The following is an 18,102-nucleotide window of genomic DNA, read 5'->3' as shown; positions in this document are numbered from 1 at the left end:
CAAGCCAACTGGGCAATTTCGCTTAGCATCTCTGGGCAGTCTTCTTTAGCGCCATCAGCGCCGATGAGCGTGAGTGGAATGATCTGCGTCGCCGGTTGAAGGTCAACCTTCGCGGCACCTACGTCATTGCGGTGCTGCAGCAAAAAGGTGGGGTCTCCAAGACCACAACCACTTTGGGAATCGGTGCGGCGCTGGCCCATTACCGTAGTGACAAGGTGGTGGCCATTGACGCCAACCCGGCGTCGGGCAACCTGGCCAAGCGGATCAACGAACCGAGCACGGGCACGTGGCGCACGCTGTTGGCCGATCCGAATCTTCATTCCTACAGCGATTTTCGGCACCACCTGGGCATCGACTCCTCGTCAGGGCTGGAGGTGCTCGCCGGTGATCCCGGCGATGCGGTGCTGACCGGCCGTGAGTTGGTGATGGCCTGGCAGCGGTTGGCACGCGTGTATCCGGTGGCACTGCTGGACTGCGGCAATCAGATGCGCGACGACATCACCGCGGCGGTGTTGTCGATGGCCGATGCGGTGGTGGTGGCCTCGACGACCCGCTACGACGGCGCCGAGGCAGCCCAGCAGACCTTGAATTGGCTGATCTCGCACGGCTATCCGGGCCTGGTGCGGGAGGCGGTGATGGTGATCAGCAACGTCAACAAGATCACGCCGACGAAGGCGGTCCGCAATCTGCATGAGGGGTTTGAGCGGGTGGTGCGTGCGGTGCACGACATCCCCTACGACCCACACCTCAGCGATGCCACCGCCGTTGATTTCAACCGTCTGGCACCTGCGACGCGGCGTGCGTTCATCGAGGCTGCGGCGTCGGTGGCCGACGGGTTCGTCAAGGCCGCTGACAAAGACCCGGGGTATCGACCGCAGTGGCCCGAGCAAGGTGAGGGGTGGCGATGACGGCAGCGACGGAGCGAAGCACGCAGGGGGCGGTCCCGGCGCGTCAGGTCCGTCTGGCCGAGCAGGTCAATGTGGCGGTGCTGTTCGAAGGCCGCCAACACGACGTGACGCTTCCGGCCAGCTCCCCGGTGGCGGCGGTGGTCGACTCCCTGGTGCGCCGACTGCAGACCGATGACAGCGGTGAAGAGGGGCTACGCAGCCCCGACGAGAACGGCATGGTCAGCCCGGGCCTGGTCAACCTGACCCACATCGACGGAAGGCCGCTGGACCGGACACAGACACTGGGTCAGCAGGGGGTGGTCGACGGCGACCTGCTGGTGCTGGAGGTGATCGACGCCGACGTCGAATTCACACCGGTGATCGAGTCCCCGTCGTCGGCGGTGGCGGTGCTGAACAAGGCCCGCACCCCTGTGGTGACTGCTGCCACGGCCCGGCTGGTGGCCGGGATCATCGTGGCTGTTGCAGTGGCGGTGACCACGGGGCTGCTGATGCTGGCGTGGTCGCGTAACCGTGGCGCAGGCCAGGAGTGGAACCTGATCCCGACCGCCGGCGCTGCGGGACTGGGACTGCTGCTGATCATCGGTGGGGCACTGGTGTGGAGGCAGCAGCGAGACTCGGTGACCGCCAACGCGTTATGGCTTCCGGGGGCGTTGATCGCCTGCCCGGCGGCGGCGTTCATGGCTGCTCCGGGAAGCGTCGGACCCTGGCACCTCACCTTCGCGGTGATGGTGGCGGTGGTCTTGGCTGCGCTGTTGTGGAGGCTCAGTCCAGCCCCGCGCGCTCTGATGGCAACCATCGTCATCGTCGGCATCGGCCTGGCGGCGCTGGCCGTCGTCCATGCGCTGACCGGGGCGACGTTGCAGAACCTGTCGGTAGTGGTGATGGTGCTGGCCTTGTTCGTGCTGACCGGTGCGCCGAAGATCGCTGCCCGCATGGCCGGTATCCCGGTGCCGCCGTTTCCCACAGTCACTGGCAAGGACACTTTTGATAACGCCGACGCCATCGCCAAAGAGGCGCTGGTGGCCGCCGAGCACCAGGGCACACCCAGTGTGGAGGACCTGCGCCGGGGAGCCGAGGCGGCCAACGTCTACTTGAGTGCGTTGCTGATCGCGGTGGCGATCTTCTTCGTGGGCGCCTCGGTGTTCGTCGTGGAACCGGGGCAGGGCCGCTGGTGGCTGGCGACGGTGTTCATCGGGCTGCTGGCAGCAGTGCTGCTGTTGCGCGGCAGGGCGTTCGCCGCCCGGGGTCAGGCGATCACCGTGGTGGCGGCTTCGGTGCTGATGGTCATGGTCACGACCGTGAAGTACGCGCTGACCTGGCCCAGCCCGGTGGCGGCCTACGCGGCGGCAGCGGTGATCATTGCGCTGGGCATCGCCGGAATGGGGGCCGCTGCGGTTGTGCCGGCGAAGGTGTTCTCCCCGGTGTTCCGCAAAATCGTGGAATGGTGTGAATACCTGCTGATCGTGGCGGTCCCCCCGGTCGCGGTATGGCTGCTGAACCTGCTGGCCCTGGCAAGGAACATGTGATGGCTAGCTTCGTGGGGATCGGGCGTCGTCTGGCGGTCGCGGGAACGGCCGCGATGCTTGCGCTGATGTGGCCGTCGGCCACCGCCACGGCGATCACACCTCCGGCGATCGATCCGACCGCTGTTCCTGCCGATGGCGAACCCGGCCCGGACGAGCCGATGAAGCAACGCTACGAATGCCCCGCCAACGCGCTGATGCCGGGCACCGATGTGGCCGTGCCGCCGGCAGCGCAGACGTTCATGAATCTGCCGGAGCTGTGGAAGTCGGCCGGGCGTGGGGCCGGCGTGACGGTCGGGGTGATCGACACAGGCGTGTGGCCCTCTCCGCGTCTACCCCACCTGCGCGGCGGCGGCGACTACGTGATGGGCGGTGACGGGCTGTCGGACTGCGACACCCACGGCAGCGTGGTCGCCAGCATCATCGGCGCCAGCCCGGCCGAGGGCGACGGCCTAGTCGGGGTCGCGCCGGATGCCGAGATCATCTCGGTCCGCCAGTCCTCGGGCATGTTCGTGCGCGAACGCGGCGGCAACGACGATGACGCACGAGCGGGCACGGTGAGCACGCTGGCACGCGCGATCGTGCACCTCGCCAACCTCGGTGCCCGGGTGATCAACATGTCCATCGTGTCGTGTGTGCCGGTGACCAAGCCGGTCGACCAGACCACGCTGGGGGCCGCGGTGCGGTATGCGGCGATGGAAAAGGATGTCGTGCTGGTGGCCGCGGCCGGAAACGCCAATGCCGCCAGCGCCGGAATGCCCATGGGCACAGGGTGTTCCCAGAACCCGAACATCGACGCCACCAATGTGGATGATCCCCGCAACTGGGGTGGGGTCGTGACGATCAGCACGCCGTCGTGGTTCTCCAATTATGTGCTGTCGGTGAGTGCGACCGATGACCGGGGTCAGCCCGCGCAGACCAGCGAGGGAGCCGACATCAGCTTGGCTGGGCCGTGGGTCGGGGTGGGTGCTCCGGGTCTGTTCGTGGAGGGGGTCAACCCCGCCGGGGGCATCATCAACGCCACCGTCGATCCGCAGACCTCGGAGCTGAAGCCGATGAGCGGCACAAGCTTCGCTACCGCGTATGTGTCGGGACTGGCGGCGCTGATCCGCGCCAAGTATCCCGATCTGCCTGCCGCACAGGTGATCAACCGGATCAAGCAGACCGCACACTCCCCGGCCGCGGTGGTGGACAACAGAGTCGGCTACGGGGTGATCGACCCGCTGGCTGCGCTGAACTTCGATGTACCCGAAATCCCGGCACCTCGGGAGAACCTGACACGACCGCTGGGGCCTCCGGCGCCACCCCCACCGGCGGATCATCGGCCGATGATCCTCGCGGTGGCGGGAAGCACCACGCTGCTGCTGGTGCTTGGCGTGGTGCTGCTGGTGACGTCGATGTCGAAATCGCGACGAGGACAGTAGGGGGGCGACCGTGACCGTGCTCGATGAGCAAATCCCTGGCCCACACGCAGGATTCGGTGAGCAGATTCGACGCTGGCGGCTGGATTTGCGGTTGAAGCTGGTGGTGATCGCCGAACTGATCGCCGCGGCGATTCTGGTGGCGGCCTCACCGGTGCCGTGGTGGCTCATTCCGCTGGTCCTGGGTGTGGTGCTGATGGTGGTGACCGTCAGCTACAACGGTGCGACGGCGGCCGGCTGGCTGGCGCGGTGGGCGCGGTTTGTGTACTTCCGGCACCGCGGAAGTGCCCGCCGGGCCCGCACCCGTATCCCCGAACCGTTCACCGTGGACATGCCCGGTGCGGGGCCGGTGGGGATGATCTGGGACGGCCAGTACGCAGTCACGATGATCGCGCTGCACGGTCGCGCGTTCTCGCCCACGGTGCTGGTGCCGACGGGAGCAGAGACCATCAACACGATCCCGTTGGAGGCGATTGAGTCGCGGCTGAGCCAGTTCGCTGGTCTGGAGCTGCACTCGGTGGACGTGGTGCAGGTGGGCAGCCGGGTGGCCGCCGACGGCAGCTACACCCCGAAGTACGCCGAGATCGTCGGCGACCGCGCCGCTGTCGGCGACCGCCGCTCCTGGCTGGTGTTGCGGCTGTGTCCGCAGGCATGTCTGGCGGCGATGCTGTATCGCGGTGATGCCGCCGCGGCCGCCGCGGCGGCCACCGAACGGGTGCGCCAAGCGGTGCTGCGGGCGGGCTGCCGGGCAGTGACCTGCACCGCGCCCCAGATGGGCGCAGCCATCGCCGCTCTGCTCAACGACACCGATCTGGATCGGGTGCAGGAGAATTGGTCGAACCTGGACGCCGACGCCGACTACGTGACCACCTACCGCATCGCCGGTCGCGACCTGAGCACCAAGATGCTCAACGACCTGTGGACGGTGCGGGCACACCGCACCGTCACCACAGTGAGGCTGTTCGGTGATTGCGCGGGCGGCTCCCGCGTCGCCGGCCTGGTGCGGTTCCACACCGACGCCCCGTTGACCCACCCTCCACTGCTGGCGCTGCAGCCGGTCTCCGGTCAGGCCTTCGACTCCCTGCTGGCATCGTTACCGTTGGGGGACAGGGCTTTGCACCTGGAGATGTCGCCACGTCTGCTGGGCGACGGCTCCGACCTGAAGATTCCGGTAGGTCCGTCGGGGCCGATGTTCGGCATGACCGTCACCGGGGTCCCGTTCCTGATGCCGCTGACCGATCCGCTTCGGGCCACACGGGTTTCAATCAGCGCTGACCTGCCGGTCGTGATCCCGCTGCTGCTGCGGACCAGTGCCGCCGGGGCGGTGATCCTGATTCACAGTGATCGTCCCGATGTGTGGCGACCGTTGTGCGACAGCGATTATCGGATCAGCCTGGCCGGTGATCGTGACCCGGTGCGGCAACCGACGGTCATCGTGGCCGACGGCGAGGGGCTAGCCGGTGGTGTCGGTGAGCGGGGGCGCAGTCTAGTGACCGTGGGATCGGTGGACTCCGACGCCGATGTGACGATCGTGCAGGAATCCCCGGATGAACTGGTGATCGGCACCCCGGCGGTGCGTGGGGTGCGGTTGTCGGTGATGCGGCCCCGCAATGAAGCGCAGTTCCTGACCCATCTGCGGACGGGAGCGCTGCAACCGTGATCGATGACCGTTCACTGCAGGCGCTTCGTGCCGCGATGAAGGTGCTGCACAGTTCTCCGGATAAAGCGGCGCAGGTGTTCGTCCTGGCCACCGGGGACAACCCGGAACTGGCCGACGCCTGGTTGGGCCGGTATGCGACAGGGGAGCGCTCCATGCAGGTGCTAGAGCGGCTGGCCAGCCACGCTGACCGGCTCGGCGAGGGTCTGCTGCGGATTCAGCACCGGCCCGCCGATCTGGGAGCCCACTTCGACATCGATTATGTGCGCATGCCGATTGTCGACACCACCACTGCACGGCTGGCCTACGCTGCGGCCTTGATTCGCGAGCAGAACTGGCAGGGCGCCGACGACGCCATGGCCGAGCTGCCGGCGACTCCTTCGGTGGGCTATGTGCGGTCGGTTCTGGCCACGGCCACCAAACGCTGGCCTGATGTGCTGGTCGCGGTGAGCAACTGCCGCCAGTGGCATGGCGAACCGCATCTGCGCAGGGCCGCGAGCCTGCAGGAGGCTTGGGCGGCAGCGTCTTTGGGGCTCAGCGATCGAGCGTTGGCAGCCGTCGAACTGGTGATCAACCCTCCCGCCGACGACACCACGTCAGGGTGGAAGCCCAGCGCCCAGCAGGCCAGCGACGAGCTGACCCGCGACGCGCTGTTTTGTCGGGCGCTGGTGCTGCGCCACCAGGGCGAGCCTGAGGAGGCCCGGACGGTCCTCACCAACATCCGCGTGCAGTGGCCCGGTTTCGAGCGTGCCCAGACCGCGCTGTCGGATCCGACCTTCGGACTGCAGATCACGGATCCACAAACGATCGAGACGCGCACGGATCGCTGGGACCCTTCCACCGAGACCAGCGCCGAGCAGCGGGCCGCTGCGGAGTCGGCCCGCTCAGCGCAGACGCTGCTGGCTGAGGCCGAAGCGGAGTTGGCGGCGATGGTCGGCCTCGATGAGGTCAAAGCGCGGATCACCGAACTGCGAAACGACTCGATCGCGCGAGTCCTGCGGCAGCGCAAAGGGTTGCCGACGTCGCCGGTATCACGGCATCTGCTGATGATGGGTCCCCCTGGAGTCGGCAAGACGGCCTCAGCCCGGGCGGTTGCCCGTATCTTCTGCGGTCTGGGGCTGCTGCGCCGGCCCGACGTCTACGAAACCCGCCGAGACAAACTGGTCGGCCGTCATGTCGGTGACACCGAGAACAACACCCGCGATCAGCTCAAGGAAGGTTTGGGCGCCACGGTGTTCATCGACGAGTTCGGCGACCTCATCCACACCGGGTACGGGTCGGGTGACCCCTACGGGCAGGCCATCATCAGCACCCTGGTCCCGTTCATGGAGAACCACCGAGACGAGATGGTCGTCATCGCCGCCGGTTATCCGATGGCCAGTCAGCGCGTGTTGGCCGCCAACGACGGACTGCGATCGCGTTTCGCCACCCTCATCGAATACGCCTCATACAACCCGGATCAGTTGATAGCGATCATGGAAGGTCTGGCCGCCAAGGACGGTGACACCTTCGCACCGGGCGCGCTGCTGTCGCTGCGGGAGAGTTTCGCGCAGTATTACAACTCCCACATCACCAGCAGCGAAGGCGATGTCATCCGTGTCATCGACGGCCTAGGCAACGGGCGTTTCGTGCGCACCATGGTGGAGAAGGCGCAGGTGAACCGCAACAGCCGGATCGTGAGCTCGCTGGGATTGAGTGGTGCCGACCTGTCCGACCCCGATCTGGGCACCGACCTCGACGAGGACACGCTGACTCTGCTCACAGCAGAGGACGTGCACTACGGGCATCAGCAGGCGCTACCTCCAGAGATGCGGACCAACCGCGCGCGGGCGGCCGACTGGCTGCGCGAGTCCCAGGACCGGCGGCAGGCTCAACCACCCACCTAACCGCTGTTCGTTCATTGTTCACGTATTGACCGACTCTGTATCTATCTGCCAGGATTTGGACATGCCTTCAGATGACCCGACCGTTGATGTGGAGAGCGCACACACGGCGATCGTCCAAGCTGAAACCCTGCTCAGGGTGGGCCGACCCGGCATGGGCCGCAGTCGGCCCGCCGACTTCTGGGATGTGCAGGCGGTCCAACCGCTGGCCGCGCTACTGTTCGCGGCATCTCCACTCGGCAACGGGCAAGGCATGGACTGGGTGCGGGCAGCACTGGCCAACGTCGACCCCGAGGACGTGCAGAGTCCGGGCTGGGCACATGCGGCGATGCGGTGTTCGGTGTCAGCACCGATGCTGGGCCAGTCGGTCGTGCGCACGCTGACCTGCGACCCCCGCCAGCGTGATTCGATCGTGGCGGCGGTTCGCGCGGCGATCGTCGACACCGACGGACTGCACCGTCAGCGGCGCTGTGGCTAGTCCGGCGGTGAGTGAGGCTCCGAGCTTCACCCCCACCCCCACCACCTACTGCGGCTTCGGCCGCCGGATCGTCGGCAAGCGTGAGCAGTTGTACGTGCCTCGCAGTGCCCCAATGGTTTTGGTGTCCGCACCATCGGACACCGGTAAGTCGCGGCGCATCCTGGCGCCGGCGGCGGTGCTGTGGGGCGGCCCGGCCGTGGTGGTGTCATCCAAAGACGATCTGATGCAGAACGTGATGCAGCGCCGGTGGGGGCCGCGGGCGCTGCTTGATCTGCGCCCCTTGACTTCCCCGGTGTACCCCGAAGGCATCGTCGCCAACGTCTACGACCCGACGGTGACCATCGACAGCCCATACGAGGCGTTGACGGTGGCCGAGACGATCATGCAGATGGCCACCGTCGGTCTGGGATCTGGAGCCGATCAGGTCTCCGACGGCGGGGTGTGGGAGTCCCAGGCGGCCGGTCCACTGGCGGCGTTTCTGTTCGCGGCCAGTCCGCAGGGCAACGGCAAGGGCATGGACTGGGTGCTGACCGGGGTGGACAACATTGACCCGAAGAACACCAGTGAACCGGGCTGGGCGCAGGCCGCCGCGATCTGCCATCAGTACCCCACACTGTCGATGGGCATGATGCGGATCATGGAAATGGATCCCCGCCAACGTGATTCGGTGGCCATCACCATGCGCAAGGCGATCACGCCGTGGCTGCGAACCTCGCTGGTGCAGCGCCCGGGCGCGAAACCGTTCACCGCAGATTTCCTCGATGATCCGCAAGCAACGCTGTACGTGTTGGCCCCGGCCGACGGCACGGTGGCCGGTTCGGCGGTCACGTTGCTGGATTCGCTGGTACGGCGGTGGCGCGAGAAGACCTCGGCCCGCGAGCCGATGCACCGATTGTTGATGATCGTCGACGAACTACCCAACACCGCACCGATTCCCTCGCTACGCAGGATCGTCGGAGAGGGCCGCGGTTTGGGAATCAACTTCATGGCCGCGGTGCAGGCGTCCTCGTCGCTGGACACCGTGTACGGGCAGACCTATGCCAACGAGTTGCGCGACATCTTCGGCGCCGCAGTGATCATGTTCGGCGCCCGCGAGGAAGAGCTGCTCACGGCCGCCGAGAACTGGTCAGGTCTGACCAACCGGCGCAGTCAAGGGTTCGGGCAGGCCGACGCCCACAAAAGCCTCAACAGCGACCTAGGGGCGACACTGCGCTGGCAGGAGCTGCTGCCCCCCGACCGCGAGCACGCACGCCTGCTGGTGCGCGGAGGTGTAGGAACCTGCGTGGAAATTCCGGACTGGTCAGAGTTCCTGCACCGGTACGACACGGCCATCAAGGCGATCCTGTCACGCACCGGCGGCCAGGAAGACACTGACACCAAACAGTATTCACGCGCCGCGGGACTGGTGCGCCGACTATGGTCGGACACCCGCAAAGACGCCGATCTATGATCACCATCTCAACGGCAACGACAACGAACCGGCACCACTGTCGATCATCAAGCAGTACATCGACGGACAAGCCCGACCACTCTGACCGCCGGCAACACACGGGATGGGCTCACCCCGGACTAAAGTCCGAGGCTTGCGGCCAAGAACCGGTCAGTCTGGCAGTCGGCGCGGCGTGATCCACTGTGTTCGGCGAGGTGCTCGTCGCTACTGCTCGCAGCAACGGCGTAGGTGGCACCGATGGTGGTCGATGGCGTTAGCGACTTCACGACAACGGTTTTCACACCGACGCCGACGGATGCCAGGGTCCAGATGATGCCCAGGACATTGACCACCAGCGCGAGGGTGAGCAGCCGGGAGGATCGTGGCAGCGAGCGGACTGATCCGGCGCCTGGTGGGGTGCGGTCGATGGGGTCGGCCACGGGCGCGGTGTCGAACAGTGAGGGTGCGGTCAGGTCGTCAGGTAGCAGTGTGGCGGGCAGCTCCACCGACGGCGCTGGTGGGGTCAGTGGCCACCACTCGGTGGAGCCGTCGATGGCCAGCCAGCCGTTGAGGATGCCGTAGACAGCGGCGGTCAGGGCTGCGGCTGGGAGCTGCGCCATCAGCCAGGGCGCCAGGAGCGCGCTTGTGAACCCTTGGCCGGGGTCGTACAGCAGCGTCGTCACCGCGCCGAGCACGGCCGCAGCAAACAGCAACGCTGGAATGGGGTAGGAACGCAGCCGGTCGGGGATCAACGCCTCGATGCGCTGGTAGATGAACCGCCCCGCAGGCCAGCCCAGTGGCGCCGCGAGTGCGGCGAGGATGACGATGGCGAGCTCAAGTTTGGCCTCGACGGTCTTGGCGCCGCGGCTCAGCAACGGATGGGTAGCGTGGTCGTCGTAGGGGTTGGGGCGGGCGCCGGCGGTCTCGCGGTGACGGCGGCGGATGCGCCGGTTCAGCAGCTCGGCGCGGCGTATCTGCATCGTGAAGATTGCGGAGTGCTCGGCGATCCACTCGCGGCGCAACTCGTCGTATCTGTCCACACTCGGCTTGAACAACATTTGTTTACGTGTTGTCTTTCTATGTCTTGTCTGTCAGCATGAGAAGCATGTTGGACAGCGTAGCTCTGGGACTGGCGAATGTCTCCCTTTTGGCGGGTGCCGCGCTCGCTGTCGCCAGTGTTTTGTTTGTAAGCAGCGCGATTCGCAAACTGGTGGGCAGGGGTGGGCGCCGCGGCGGCCGCGCGTCGGTCTCGATGTCGGGTTGCCGAGGTGCCCGCACAGGTGCGTCACTCGTGAACACTTCGACACCGGCCGGGTTCACCTGTGCCGGGGGGTCGGCGCTGTGGCCGGCGACGCTGGTGGGGCCGCCGACGACTCCTGGTGGCGGCACATCGCTTCGCGGCCGGGGCTGGCTGTCGGGGCACGGGCAGCGTCGCCGGATCAGCTCCCGTGGTGCGGCGGCACTGCATCATCGCGTCGACCCTCACGGAGGCCGGTCATGGCGTTGACCAATGAGCAGTGGACTGAGCAGTTGCAGGCATCCGAGGATCCCGACAGCCTGTACCCGGATGCGCCCGAGTACGACATGCCCGAGGGCGCGCATACCGACTACGAGGTCGCCGACGACGATCATTACGACGGCGACGAGGGCGACGAATACGACGACGGCGGTGAGGCTTTCGGTGACTACGCCGACCCCGAGGAAGATGGCGATCCGGGCGCGCCGCAGGGTCTGGTAGAGGTTCCGCTCGACAGCGGGGAGCACGACGAGCCGCAGCGTCCACGCCGGTTCGACGGCAAGATCGCGATGGGCTTCGCCGCGGCCGGTCTGGTCGCGGTTCTGGTGGCGATCATCGGCGCGGTGGTCGTTTATGGCTCCGATGAACCGGCCCGGCCCACGGCCGCCTCGGTCACCGAACCGGGTGCGGTACCGCCGACGCGCTCGGCGGCGCCTAAGCCGGCGGCCGCGGAGTCGGCTGATCGTCCGTTGCCCTACAGCGCCGATGCGGCGGGATCGTGCGCGGCGGGCTCGACGTCGGCGCAGACGATGGCCGGGGCTGATCCGCACAGCGCGTTCGTGTGCGTGCGGGGCGGGGCCGACGGTCAGGTGATCGAGATCGATCTGTCGAAGACCTACATGATCACCGCGATCTCCCTCACCCCTGGCTGGGTCGGCAAGGACGCCAGCGGGGTGTCGCAGTGGGGGCAGTACCGGGTGGTGACCACTGTGCAGTATCTGTTCAACGACACCGACAAAACGATGGTGACGCAGGAGACCAAGAACGTCCACGGTGAGGCGGTGCAGCCCATCAAGCGGGTGTTGGCCTCCAAGATCAGGATTCTGATCCGCCAGACCTCACGGCCACCGGCACAGCCCGAGCCCGGGGCGAGTCCCACGCCGACTCCTGGTGGCTTCAACCTCCCGGCGCCGCTGACGCTGGCGCCGCTGCCGGGCTCCTCGCTGGGCGGGCAGGCCGCGTCCGATCCGGTCGATGCCGCGTTCGCGATCAAGAGCTTGAAGATCATCGGCCACGAGCCGCTGTGAAGCGAAGGGATAACCCCGAATGCAGATGAGCAGGACGTGGCAGCGGCGAGTGCAGCGCGGCAAGAGCGCGGTGACCGCGGCGGGTAAGCCGCTGGTGCTGGGGTTGGCGGCCCTGGCCGGCCTGAACCTGGTGTGGCAGTTCCTGTTCGGGTCTCCACCGGATCTCGTCACCCCGTCACGCGAAGTAGTGAACAAGTCGGCGGTGGTCAGCGCCTTCGCACAGGACTACGTGTCGGTATGGCTGACGGCAAGCCAGTCCGATGTGGCGAGCCTGAACCAGTTCATCACGGTCGACAATGCCAACCTGCAGCTTCCCTCCACCCCGGCGGTGGTGATCAACACCCCCACGGTGGTGGCAGTCACCTACGCGGGAATGGCGGGCAAAGACGCTGACGCCGAAGTGTTCTCCGTGGTCGTCGGCGTCACGCAGCGGCCTTACGAGTCGGCCAGCCCGCAGCGGGCGCTGTATCGGGTGCCGGTGCTGTGGTCCCGCTACGGCCCACGAGCAGCGTCGCTGCCCGCCCGGATCAGTGGGCCCGGGGCCGGGGCGGACGTGCCGCTGAGCTATCCGACCACATTGAGTGAATCCGACCCGGCCTACTCGGTGGCGTCGGGATTCCTTACCGCCTACCTGACCGGCGACGGGCAGGTGGAGCGGTACGTGACCGCCGAGTCGAAGCTGATCGGTGTTGCCGGGGCCTATCAGAGCATCACCGTGTCGGGAATCACCGCCGTCTCACCGCCCCCGACGACACCGGCCGACGGAGAGACCGTGCGCGTGCTGGCTGCCGTCACGGCCGTTAACTCTCAGTACGCCCCAACGGAATTGAGCTATCCGCTGACGCTGACCGGGGTGGGTGGCCGCTGGCTGGTGGCGGCGATCGACTTCGCGCCGGCGGTGTCCACCGATGACGCGCTAGTTCCGGCCACGGTGGACACCGACTGGCGCAGCGCTGAGACCCCGAACTGAGACATCGACACGACTGGAAGGAACACATCATGACCGAGACGGCACTGGCAGCCGGTGACCTCATCACCGCTATTCCCTCGCTGTGGCAGGCCCTGCAGATTCCGTTGGCAATCATCGCCATCTTCGTCGGCGGTGTGGCGGGAGCGTTCTCCCTGGTCCGTGGATTCGGCGCGGCGGCCGGCAAGGTGCTCGGCGGAATCGCCATCGCGGCCATCATCCTTGGCGGCGTCGGCCTGGCGGTGAGCTTGAAGGGCACCGTCGACAAGCACGGCGGCGGAATCACTTCCGGCCAGTTCGGCTGACGAGATCAGCCTCTGACCGCAGCAAATCCCCGAGGAGTCCCAGGTGTCCGACGACGCAGACAGGCCACGCCGAGCACGGGTCTACGCCGATGTCCGCGACTTTCCCATCTACCTGTCGCACATCGACGACAACACGCGGCTGTGGTTCGCGCCGTGGCGCATCTGGGATGGAGCGACGTTCCTGCTCGGGGCCGCAGCGACGGTGTGGGCCACCCGCCGCTGGCTGGACTCCGGGCACGCGATCACGATCTTCTTGTTCGGTTCCGCCCTGACCGTCGGGTTGACCTTCCTGGCCCGGCAAATGCCGGTGTCGCGGCCCAGCCCGCTGTACCGCATCCTGTGGATGCTGGAGGGACTGGTGCACACCCGGCGCACCGCCGATGTCGATGGTCGCCGCGATGCGTGGTTGTCTCCACCGGATGAGGTGATTGACAACCTGATCTTCACCCCCGGTGGCGTGTATGCCGAGTTCCTGGTGGATGGCCAGCCGGGCGGGATGATGTCCTACGACCGCAAGGACGCCGTCGCGCGAGGTCATCGCCCTCTGGTTCGGCAGCTGCCGTCGGGCATGCTGCTGTGGTGCGCCAATGTGCGCATCAATCCGCGACAACTGTTGCGGCGCATGATCTCTGGGTACGGTCACCATCCTGCCTGGATTCAGGAGGTCCGCGACTGGGAGCAGTTCGTCCAGATCGAACCGTTCTACGAACAGGTCTTTGGACTGCGCATTCCGGTCGATGCCGGGATGGAGGGCCGCAGCGGGGTTGGTGGTCTGGCCAAGGTGGCGACGGTTGTCGCCGGGCGTGACCCCGATGATCCGCAGTCGCTGGCCGGCTACCGCGAGATGGTCGACAAGCTGCTGACGAAAATCCCGCGGCAGTTCAACGCCCGGCCCGCCACGCCACGCCAGATTCACTGGTGGTATCGACGCCGCTGGTCGTTGGGGGCGGTTTCTGAGCCCTTCCCGCACGAACCGGGTGGTCCTGATCGGTTGACTCGCACCGACTTTGAGCCGTTGATGCCCGCGGAGTTCGACTGCGGCGACCAGCTCGCCCGTCGTCAGCATCGGTCTTGGTGGCGACGCATCGTGCCGTCCCTGGCCGCGGTGGTGGTCATTCGGCGCCGGCAGCAACCGGTGAGCTATCAGAGCATGCTCGCTGTCGCCCAGCTTCCCCGAGCGGGTCTGGTGTATCCGCGTGCGGAGTATCTGCTGTCGATCTACGACGTCGATGTCGACAGCGACGTCGAGGTCGACTGGTTTCAGCACATCACCACCCGCTCGGCAGAACGGGCTTTGAACCGGGTCGACCGCGCGCAGCGCAATCTCGATGACCAGGCCTTCCAGCGAGGGTCGGTGCGGGCGAGCAACACCGATCTGGCCGAGCGGTATGCCGCCGGCGAGGAGTACAACGCCAAACTGCGGGCCAGCAAGCTCGAACGCGAGGTCTGCGCCTCCACCGTCGTCGCCGTGGGCGCCAACAGTCGGGCCGCACTCGATCATGCCGCCCAGCAGATGCAGACGCACTTCGCCGAGGAACTCGACACCACCTTGAGCCGGTGGGGCGGCAGTGCCCAGATCGGGCTGTGGCAGACGGGTCTGCCCGGCAGTGAGGAACGCAGCCCCCGCAGCCAATTCGACCAGCCCACCACCACCACAGAATGGGCGCGGTTTTCCCCGCTGGTGTCCAACGAGCTGGGCAACGAGACCGGAATCCTGTTCGCCCGCAACATGGCTACCCGTCGGCCGAGTCCGGTCCTGCTGGATCCCGAAGGCGCTGCGCAGCGGCGCGGCGCGCCGGGGGTGCTGTTCTTCGGCCCGCCCGGTGGCGGAAAGTCACAGGGCGCCAAGCGGGTCGTCACCGAGCTGATCGCCCGCAACAGCCAGTGTTCGATCGTTGACCCCGGCACCAATCGGGAGTGGGAGCCGGCCCTGGCGCACCTGGGGGATCGGGTGGTCTACATCAACCCGACCCGCGGTGATGTGTCGATGGACGGTCTGCGCATCTTCCGCCGGGAGATCGCCGTCGAGCGGACGCTGGATCACCTGCTGCCGATGATGGGTGTTGAACCGGACGCCGAGATCGCCCGCCAGTTCAGGTATCTGCTGCGCCCCGACCAGCGGGTGGCCGAAAGCATGGGCGCGCTGGTGCGCTACCTCAATAGCCTGCGCGGCGAACAGGCGCGCGAGTATGCGGAGCTGACCGCCAAGCTCGACATGTGGGCCAACATCGACTACCTGCGGGCGATGTTCGACGAGTCCCTTCCCGTGCCGCCGATCGGGGAAAAGGACGCCGTGGTGTGGCTGACCTCCGAGCTGGAGCTGCCTACCACCGCCCAGACCGAGGACCTGCATCAGTACCGTCGCCAGAGTGCGCGCGCCAGAGCCGGTTTCGCGATCTACGGAATGATCGCCGCAATCACCCGCGAGGCCTACACCGGCCCTAACCGCAGGCCGGGAGGGTTCGGCTGGTTCGTCGCAGAGGAAGCCCGCACCTACTTCTCATCCCCGGTCGGGCAGGAGGACGCGGTCCGACTGATCACCCAGGGCCGCAAAGAACGCTATGGGCTGATCGCGATCTCCCAGCATGTGGAGCACTTCGCGGGCATCCCCACAAAAGACCTACCGACACGGATCATCACCCCGTTCAAACCGATCGAACGCGACCAGGCCCGCGCCGAGTTCAAAGCCATCGGCATCGACCCCGATGAGTACCCGGAGGTGCTTGATCTGCGCACGGTCGAGGGCCACGGGTATGCGTACATGATCGATGAGTTCGGCAGGGCCGGGCTGGTGGACATGCTGCCCCCGGTGCAGCGGGAGCGGGTGGAGGCGTTCGACACCCGAGGACTCAATGCCGGAGACCGGCAGCCATGCTGACCGCGTACTGCGCCTGGCGCTACACCCGCCCGGGTCTGCGGCGGGCGTGGCTGATGGCGCAACTGCTGTGGGCTGGGGCACTGACCGCGCTGGTCACCGCGCCGCACGCCACCGCGGCAGGCTTCACCAACGCCGTGGGCTGGACCGGGATCACCGACACCACCGGCCAGCCCATCGGGTCGTACTTCATCGGCACTGTCTCGATGCTCGAAGCGGTCAGAGAACAAGGCAGCGACATGAGCTTGCTGGACCCGTCGTCGTGGGTTCCGGGGCTGGCCGACCGAGTGCAGATCGCACTGACCTACAGCCAACTGGCGACCCTGCTCGGGCTGTGCTGTGGCTTTCTGGTCGTGGTGGCCGCGTTGGGCATCTGGTTCATCAAATTCGCGCTGGGGTCGGTGTGGCTGGGCTGGCTCGGCGCTCTTGCCGCACCGATTGCGGTATCCCTGGCACATTTCGTGCAGGCCTACAACATCTTTCCGCTGGCCATCGTCATCTGCCTGGCCGTCGGTGGAATCCTTTGCTATTGGCGCGGTTTCGCCACCGGAGCCGCAGTGATGGTCAGCGCCTATCTCGTGCTGCTGCTGATCTGGGTATTCCTGCGTGACCCGGTTGATGAGTTGGTGGGCGACGACGGCCTGCTTGCGGTTGCGCGGTCGGTGGGATTCGACTTCTCGCTCGGCGTCGCCAACAACGGGTCGCTGGCCGGCGGCAACGTCGACTCCCAGACCACGGTGTTGGCGCAGTGGATGGCCACGGTGTTGGTGCGCCATCCCATCCAGATCGCCAACTTCGGTGAGGTCATCGACAACTACGCCGGATGCGCCGAGGCCTGGAACGCGGCGCTGAATCGGGGAAGCGGTCTCGCCCAGGCCACGGGGCAGGCGGGCGCGATCGCGGGTGCAGCCAGCGGCCCGGTCGATGCGATGGATCAGTGCGGCCACCCGACGGCGGCCGCCCACGCCCGCCAGCTCAGCGGCGAAACGATCGGGCTGATGTTCTTCATGAACTGCATCGTGCTCGTGCTGCTGATGCTGTTGTGCTACATCGGCGCCGAGGTCATCCGGATCGGGTTCCTGACCTTCTGGCACATTCTGGTGCTGATCCCTGCTGCGGCGGTCGCGGTCGCACCAGGACCGCAACGCCAGTACGCCAAACGCACCGCGATCAAACTTCTCGTCCACGGCGTGGAGATGATGTTTGCCACCGCAGGGTTCGGCGTGGTGCTGGTGATCATGTCCCATGTCACCGGAAACACGTTGCCGGGCATGAATATCGAGCACCCGATCATGAAGATGATCGTGATGCTGCTGATGGCCGCAGCCGCGGTGTTCGGGTTCCGGGCGATGATGAGCGGCTTCGGCGACCAGGGGCTTCCCGGCCCGATGACGATCGTCAAACGCTCCATGCAGCTCGGGATGGGGCCGATCGGGCAGGCCTCGGCGATGCGGGCGGCCTCGCGCGATCTGCGCCGGATGAGCCGCGACGACTCTCGTTGGCCCAGCTCCCAACAGAACAGCGATGCGGGAAGCCGTGGACCGCAGGCGGGTCCGGGTCGGCGCCCGCACCCGCCGGCACCATCCGGTGGCGGCGGATCACGCGGGCCCGGGTCGGGGTCCGGTTCCGGCGGCGCGGCACGAACCGCTCACGCACCAACATCGAGCCCGCCCAGCAGTGCTGCCCCGGCGGCCGCGACCAGCACGGTCAGCGGCGCGGGTGCCGCCGGGCACGGGTGGCGGCCACAGCCCGGCCGCCGGCGCTGGGGCAGGCGCAGCAACAGGCGGCGGCGTGGCCACGGCGGCGGGGACAGCAGGGGCTTCGGCCGCGGCGGGGCCGGCCGCGCCGGTTGTCGCCGGGGCTGTGGTGGCTTCCAAAGCGGTGTCCAGTCAACGAAACAAGGGCGACGACAGCGCGTCCGGACGGCGGTCAACACCGCCACCACCACCCTCATCCTCGGCGGCGGGCGGGGGCCCTGTCCCGTCGAGCCCGCGACGGTCGGGCGCCAGCCCGACCCCAACGGGGCGTGACACCTCACGCAATCGAGCCTCCGACAACAGCCGGGGCAGCTCTGATGAGCCGCCCCCGTCTGCCGGGCGTCGCGGGAAGCCG

General features: G+C 67.1%; 13 protein-coding genes. 12 read left to right on the top strand and 1 reads right to left on the bottom strand.

Features of this window, described 5'->3' with window-relative positions; translation table 11 throughout:
• The first annotated feature begins 95 nt into the window (after positions 1–95).
• From BTO20_RS37020 to BTO20_RS36990, 7 genes are all read left to right on the top strand, one after another.
• Positions 96–908, top strand: a complete 813-nt coding sequence (locus BTO20_RS37020; protein ID WP_232491363.1) for a MinD/ParA family ATP-binding protein — start codon at positions 96–98, stop codon at positions 906–908.
• Positions 905–2,434, top strand: coding sequence for a type VII secretion integral membrane protein EccD (eccD, locus tag BTO20_RS37015; protein ID WP_087083472.1), 1,530 nt, complete (start codon positions 905–907; stop codon positions 2,432–2,434). Before BTO20_RS37020 ends, eccD begins: the two co-directional genes overlap by 4 nt.
• Positions 2,434–3,855 carry a type VII secretion-associated serine protease mycosin gene (gene mycP, locus BTO20_RS37010; RefSeq protein ID WP_087083361.1) on the top strand — a complete coding sequence of 474 codons (1,422 nt, stop codon included), beginning with the start codon at positions 2,434–2,436 and terminating at the stop codon, positions 3,853–3,855. The genes eccD and mycP overlap by 1 nt, the downstream gene beginning before the upstream one ends.
• A 10-nt stretch (positions 3,856–3,865) precedes the next feature.
• Positions 3,866–5,512, top strand: a complete 1,647-nt coding sequence (gene eccE, locus BTO20_RS37005) for a type VII secretion protein EccE (protein ID WP_087083359.1) — start codon at positions 3,866–3,868, stop codon at positions 5,510–5,512.
• Positions 5,509–7,395, top strand: a complete 1,887-nt coding sequence (gene eccA, locus BTO20_RS37000) for a type VII secretion AAA-ATPase EccA (protein WP_087083357.1) — start codon at positions 5,509–5,511, stop codon at positions 7,393–7,395. Before eccE ends, eccA begins: the two co-directional genes overlap by 4 nt.
• A 61-nt stretch (positions 7,396–7,456) precedes the next feature.
• Positions 7,457–7,870, top strand: coding sequence for a type IV secretion system protein VirD4 (locus tag BTO20_RS36995; RefSeq protein WP_087083356.1), 414 nt, complete (start codon positions 7,457–7,459; stop codon positions 7,868–7,870).
• Between the two features lie 7 nt (positions 7,871–7,877).
• Positions 7,878–9,320, top strand: a complete 1,443-nt coding sequence (locus tag BTO20_RS36990) for a type IV secretory system conjugative DNA transfer family protein (RefSeq protein ID WP_087083470.1) — start codon at positions 7,878–7,880, stop codon at positions 9,318–9,320.
• 119 nt (positions 9,321–9,439) lie between these two features.
• Here BTO20_RS36990 and BTO20_RS36985 read toward each other — a convergent pair whose 3' ends face one another.
• Positions 9,440–10,357: a hypothetical protein gene (locus tag BTO20_RS36985; protein WP_232491362.1), complete on the bottom strand. Its 918-nt coding sequence runs from the start codon at positions 10,355–10,357 to the stop codon at positions 9,440–9,442.
• Positions 10,358–10,796: 439 nt separating this feature from the next.
• Here BTO20_RS36985 and BTO20_RS36980 point away from each other — a divergent pair, with 439 nt between their 5' ends.
• Genes BTO20_RS36980 through BTO20_RS36960 form a run of 5 tightly spaced genes read left to right on the top strand, consistent with a single transcriptional unit; the run spans position 10,797 to position 18,020 of the window.
• Positions 10,797–11,843, top strand: a complete 1,047-nt coding sequence (locus BTO20_RS36980; protein WP_087083354.1) for a hypothetical protein — start codon at positions 10,797–10,799, stop codon at positions 11,841–11,843.
• Positions 11,844–11,868: 25 nt separating this feature from the next.
• Positions 11,869–12,813 carry a conjugal transfer protein gene (locus BTO20_RS36975; protein WP_232491361.1) on the top strand — a complete coding sequence of 315 codons (945 nt, stop codon included), beginning with the start codon at positions 11,869–11,871 and terminating at the stop codon, positions 12,811–12,813.
• 29 nt (positions 12,814–12,842) lie between these two features.
• Positions 12,843–13,115 carry a hypothetical protein gene (locus BTO20_RS36970; RefSeq protein ID WP_087083350.1) on the top strand — a complete coding sequence of 91 codons (273 nt, stop codon included), beginning with the start codon at positions 12,843–12,845 and terminating at the stop codon, positions 13,113–13,115.
• A gap of 43 nt (positions 13,116–13,158) precedes the next feature.
• On the top strand, positions 13,159–15,993 hold the full coding sequence (locus tag BTO20_RS36965) for an ATP-binding protein (RefSeq protein ID WP_087083348.1): 2,835 nt from the start codon (positions 13,159–13,161) through the stop codon (positions 15,991–15,993).
• Entirely contained in the window at positions 15,987–18,020 is a 2,034-nt protein-coding gene (locus tag BTO20_RS36960; protein ID WP_232491360.1) for a hypothetical protein, read from the top strand. Before BTO20_RS36965 ends, BTO20_RS36960 begins: the two co-directional genes overlap by 7 nt.
• Positions 18,021–18,102 lie beyond the last annotated feature (82 nt).

Source organism: Mycobacterium dioxanotrophicus, assembly GCF_002157835.1.
GTDB lineage: Bacteria > Actinomycetota > Actinomycetes > Mycobacteriales > Mycobacteriaceae > Mycobacterium > Mycobacterium dioxanotrophicus.
This window is presented reverse-complemented; position numbering and strand designations above follow the sequence as displayed.

Coding starts and splice junctions, on each gene's coding strand:
- BTO20_RS36970 (WP_087083350.1), top strand. CDS start 12,843: ATGACCGAGACGGCACTGGCAGCCGGTGACCTCATCACCGCTATTCCC.
- mycP (WP_087083361.1), top strand. CDS start 2,434: ATGGCTAGCTTCGTGGGGATCGGGCGTCGTCTGGCGGTCGCGGGAACG.
- BTO20_RS36985 (WP_232491362.1), bottom strand. CDS start 10,357: ATGTTGTTCAAGCCGAGTGTGGACAGATACGACGAGTTGCGCCGCGAG.
- BTO20_RS36980 (WP_087083354.1), top strand. CDS start 10,797: ATGGCGTTGACCAATGAGCAGTGGACTGAGCAGTTGCAGGCATCCGAG.
- BTO20_RS36975 (WP_232491361.1), top strand. CDS start 11,869: ATGAGCAGGACGTGGCAGCGGCGAGTGCAGCGCGGCAAGAGCGCGGTG.
- BTO20_RS36960 (WP_232491360.1), top strand. CDS start 15,987: ATGCTGACCGCGTACTGCGCCTGGCGCTACACCCGCCCGGGTCTGCGG.
- BTO20_RS36995 (WP_087083356.1), top strand. CDS start 7,457: ATGCCTTCAGATGACCCGACCGTTGATGTGGAGAGCGCACACACGGCG.
- eccD (WP_087083472.1), top strand. CDS start 905: ATGACGGCAGCGACGGAGCGAAGCACGCAGGGGGCGGTCCCGGCGCGT.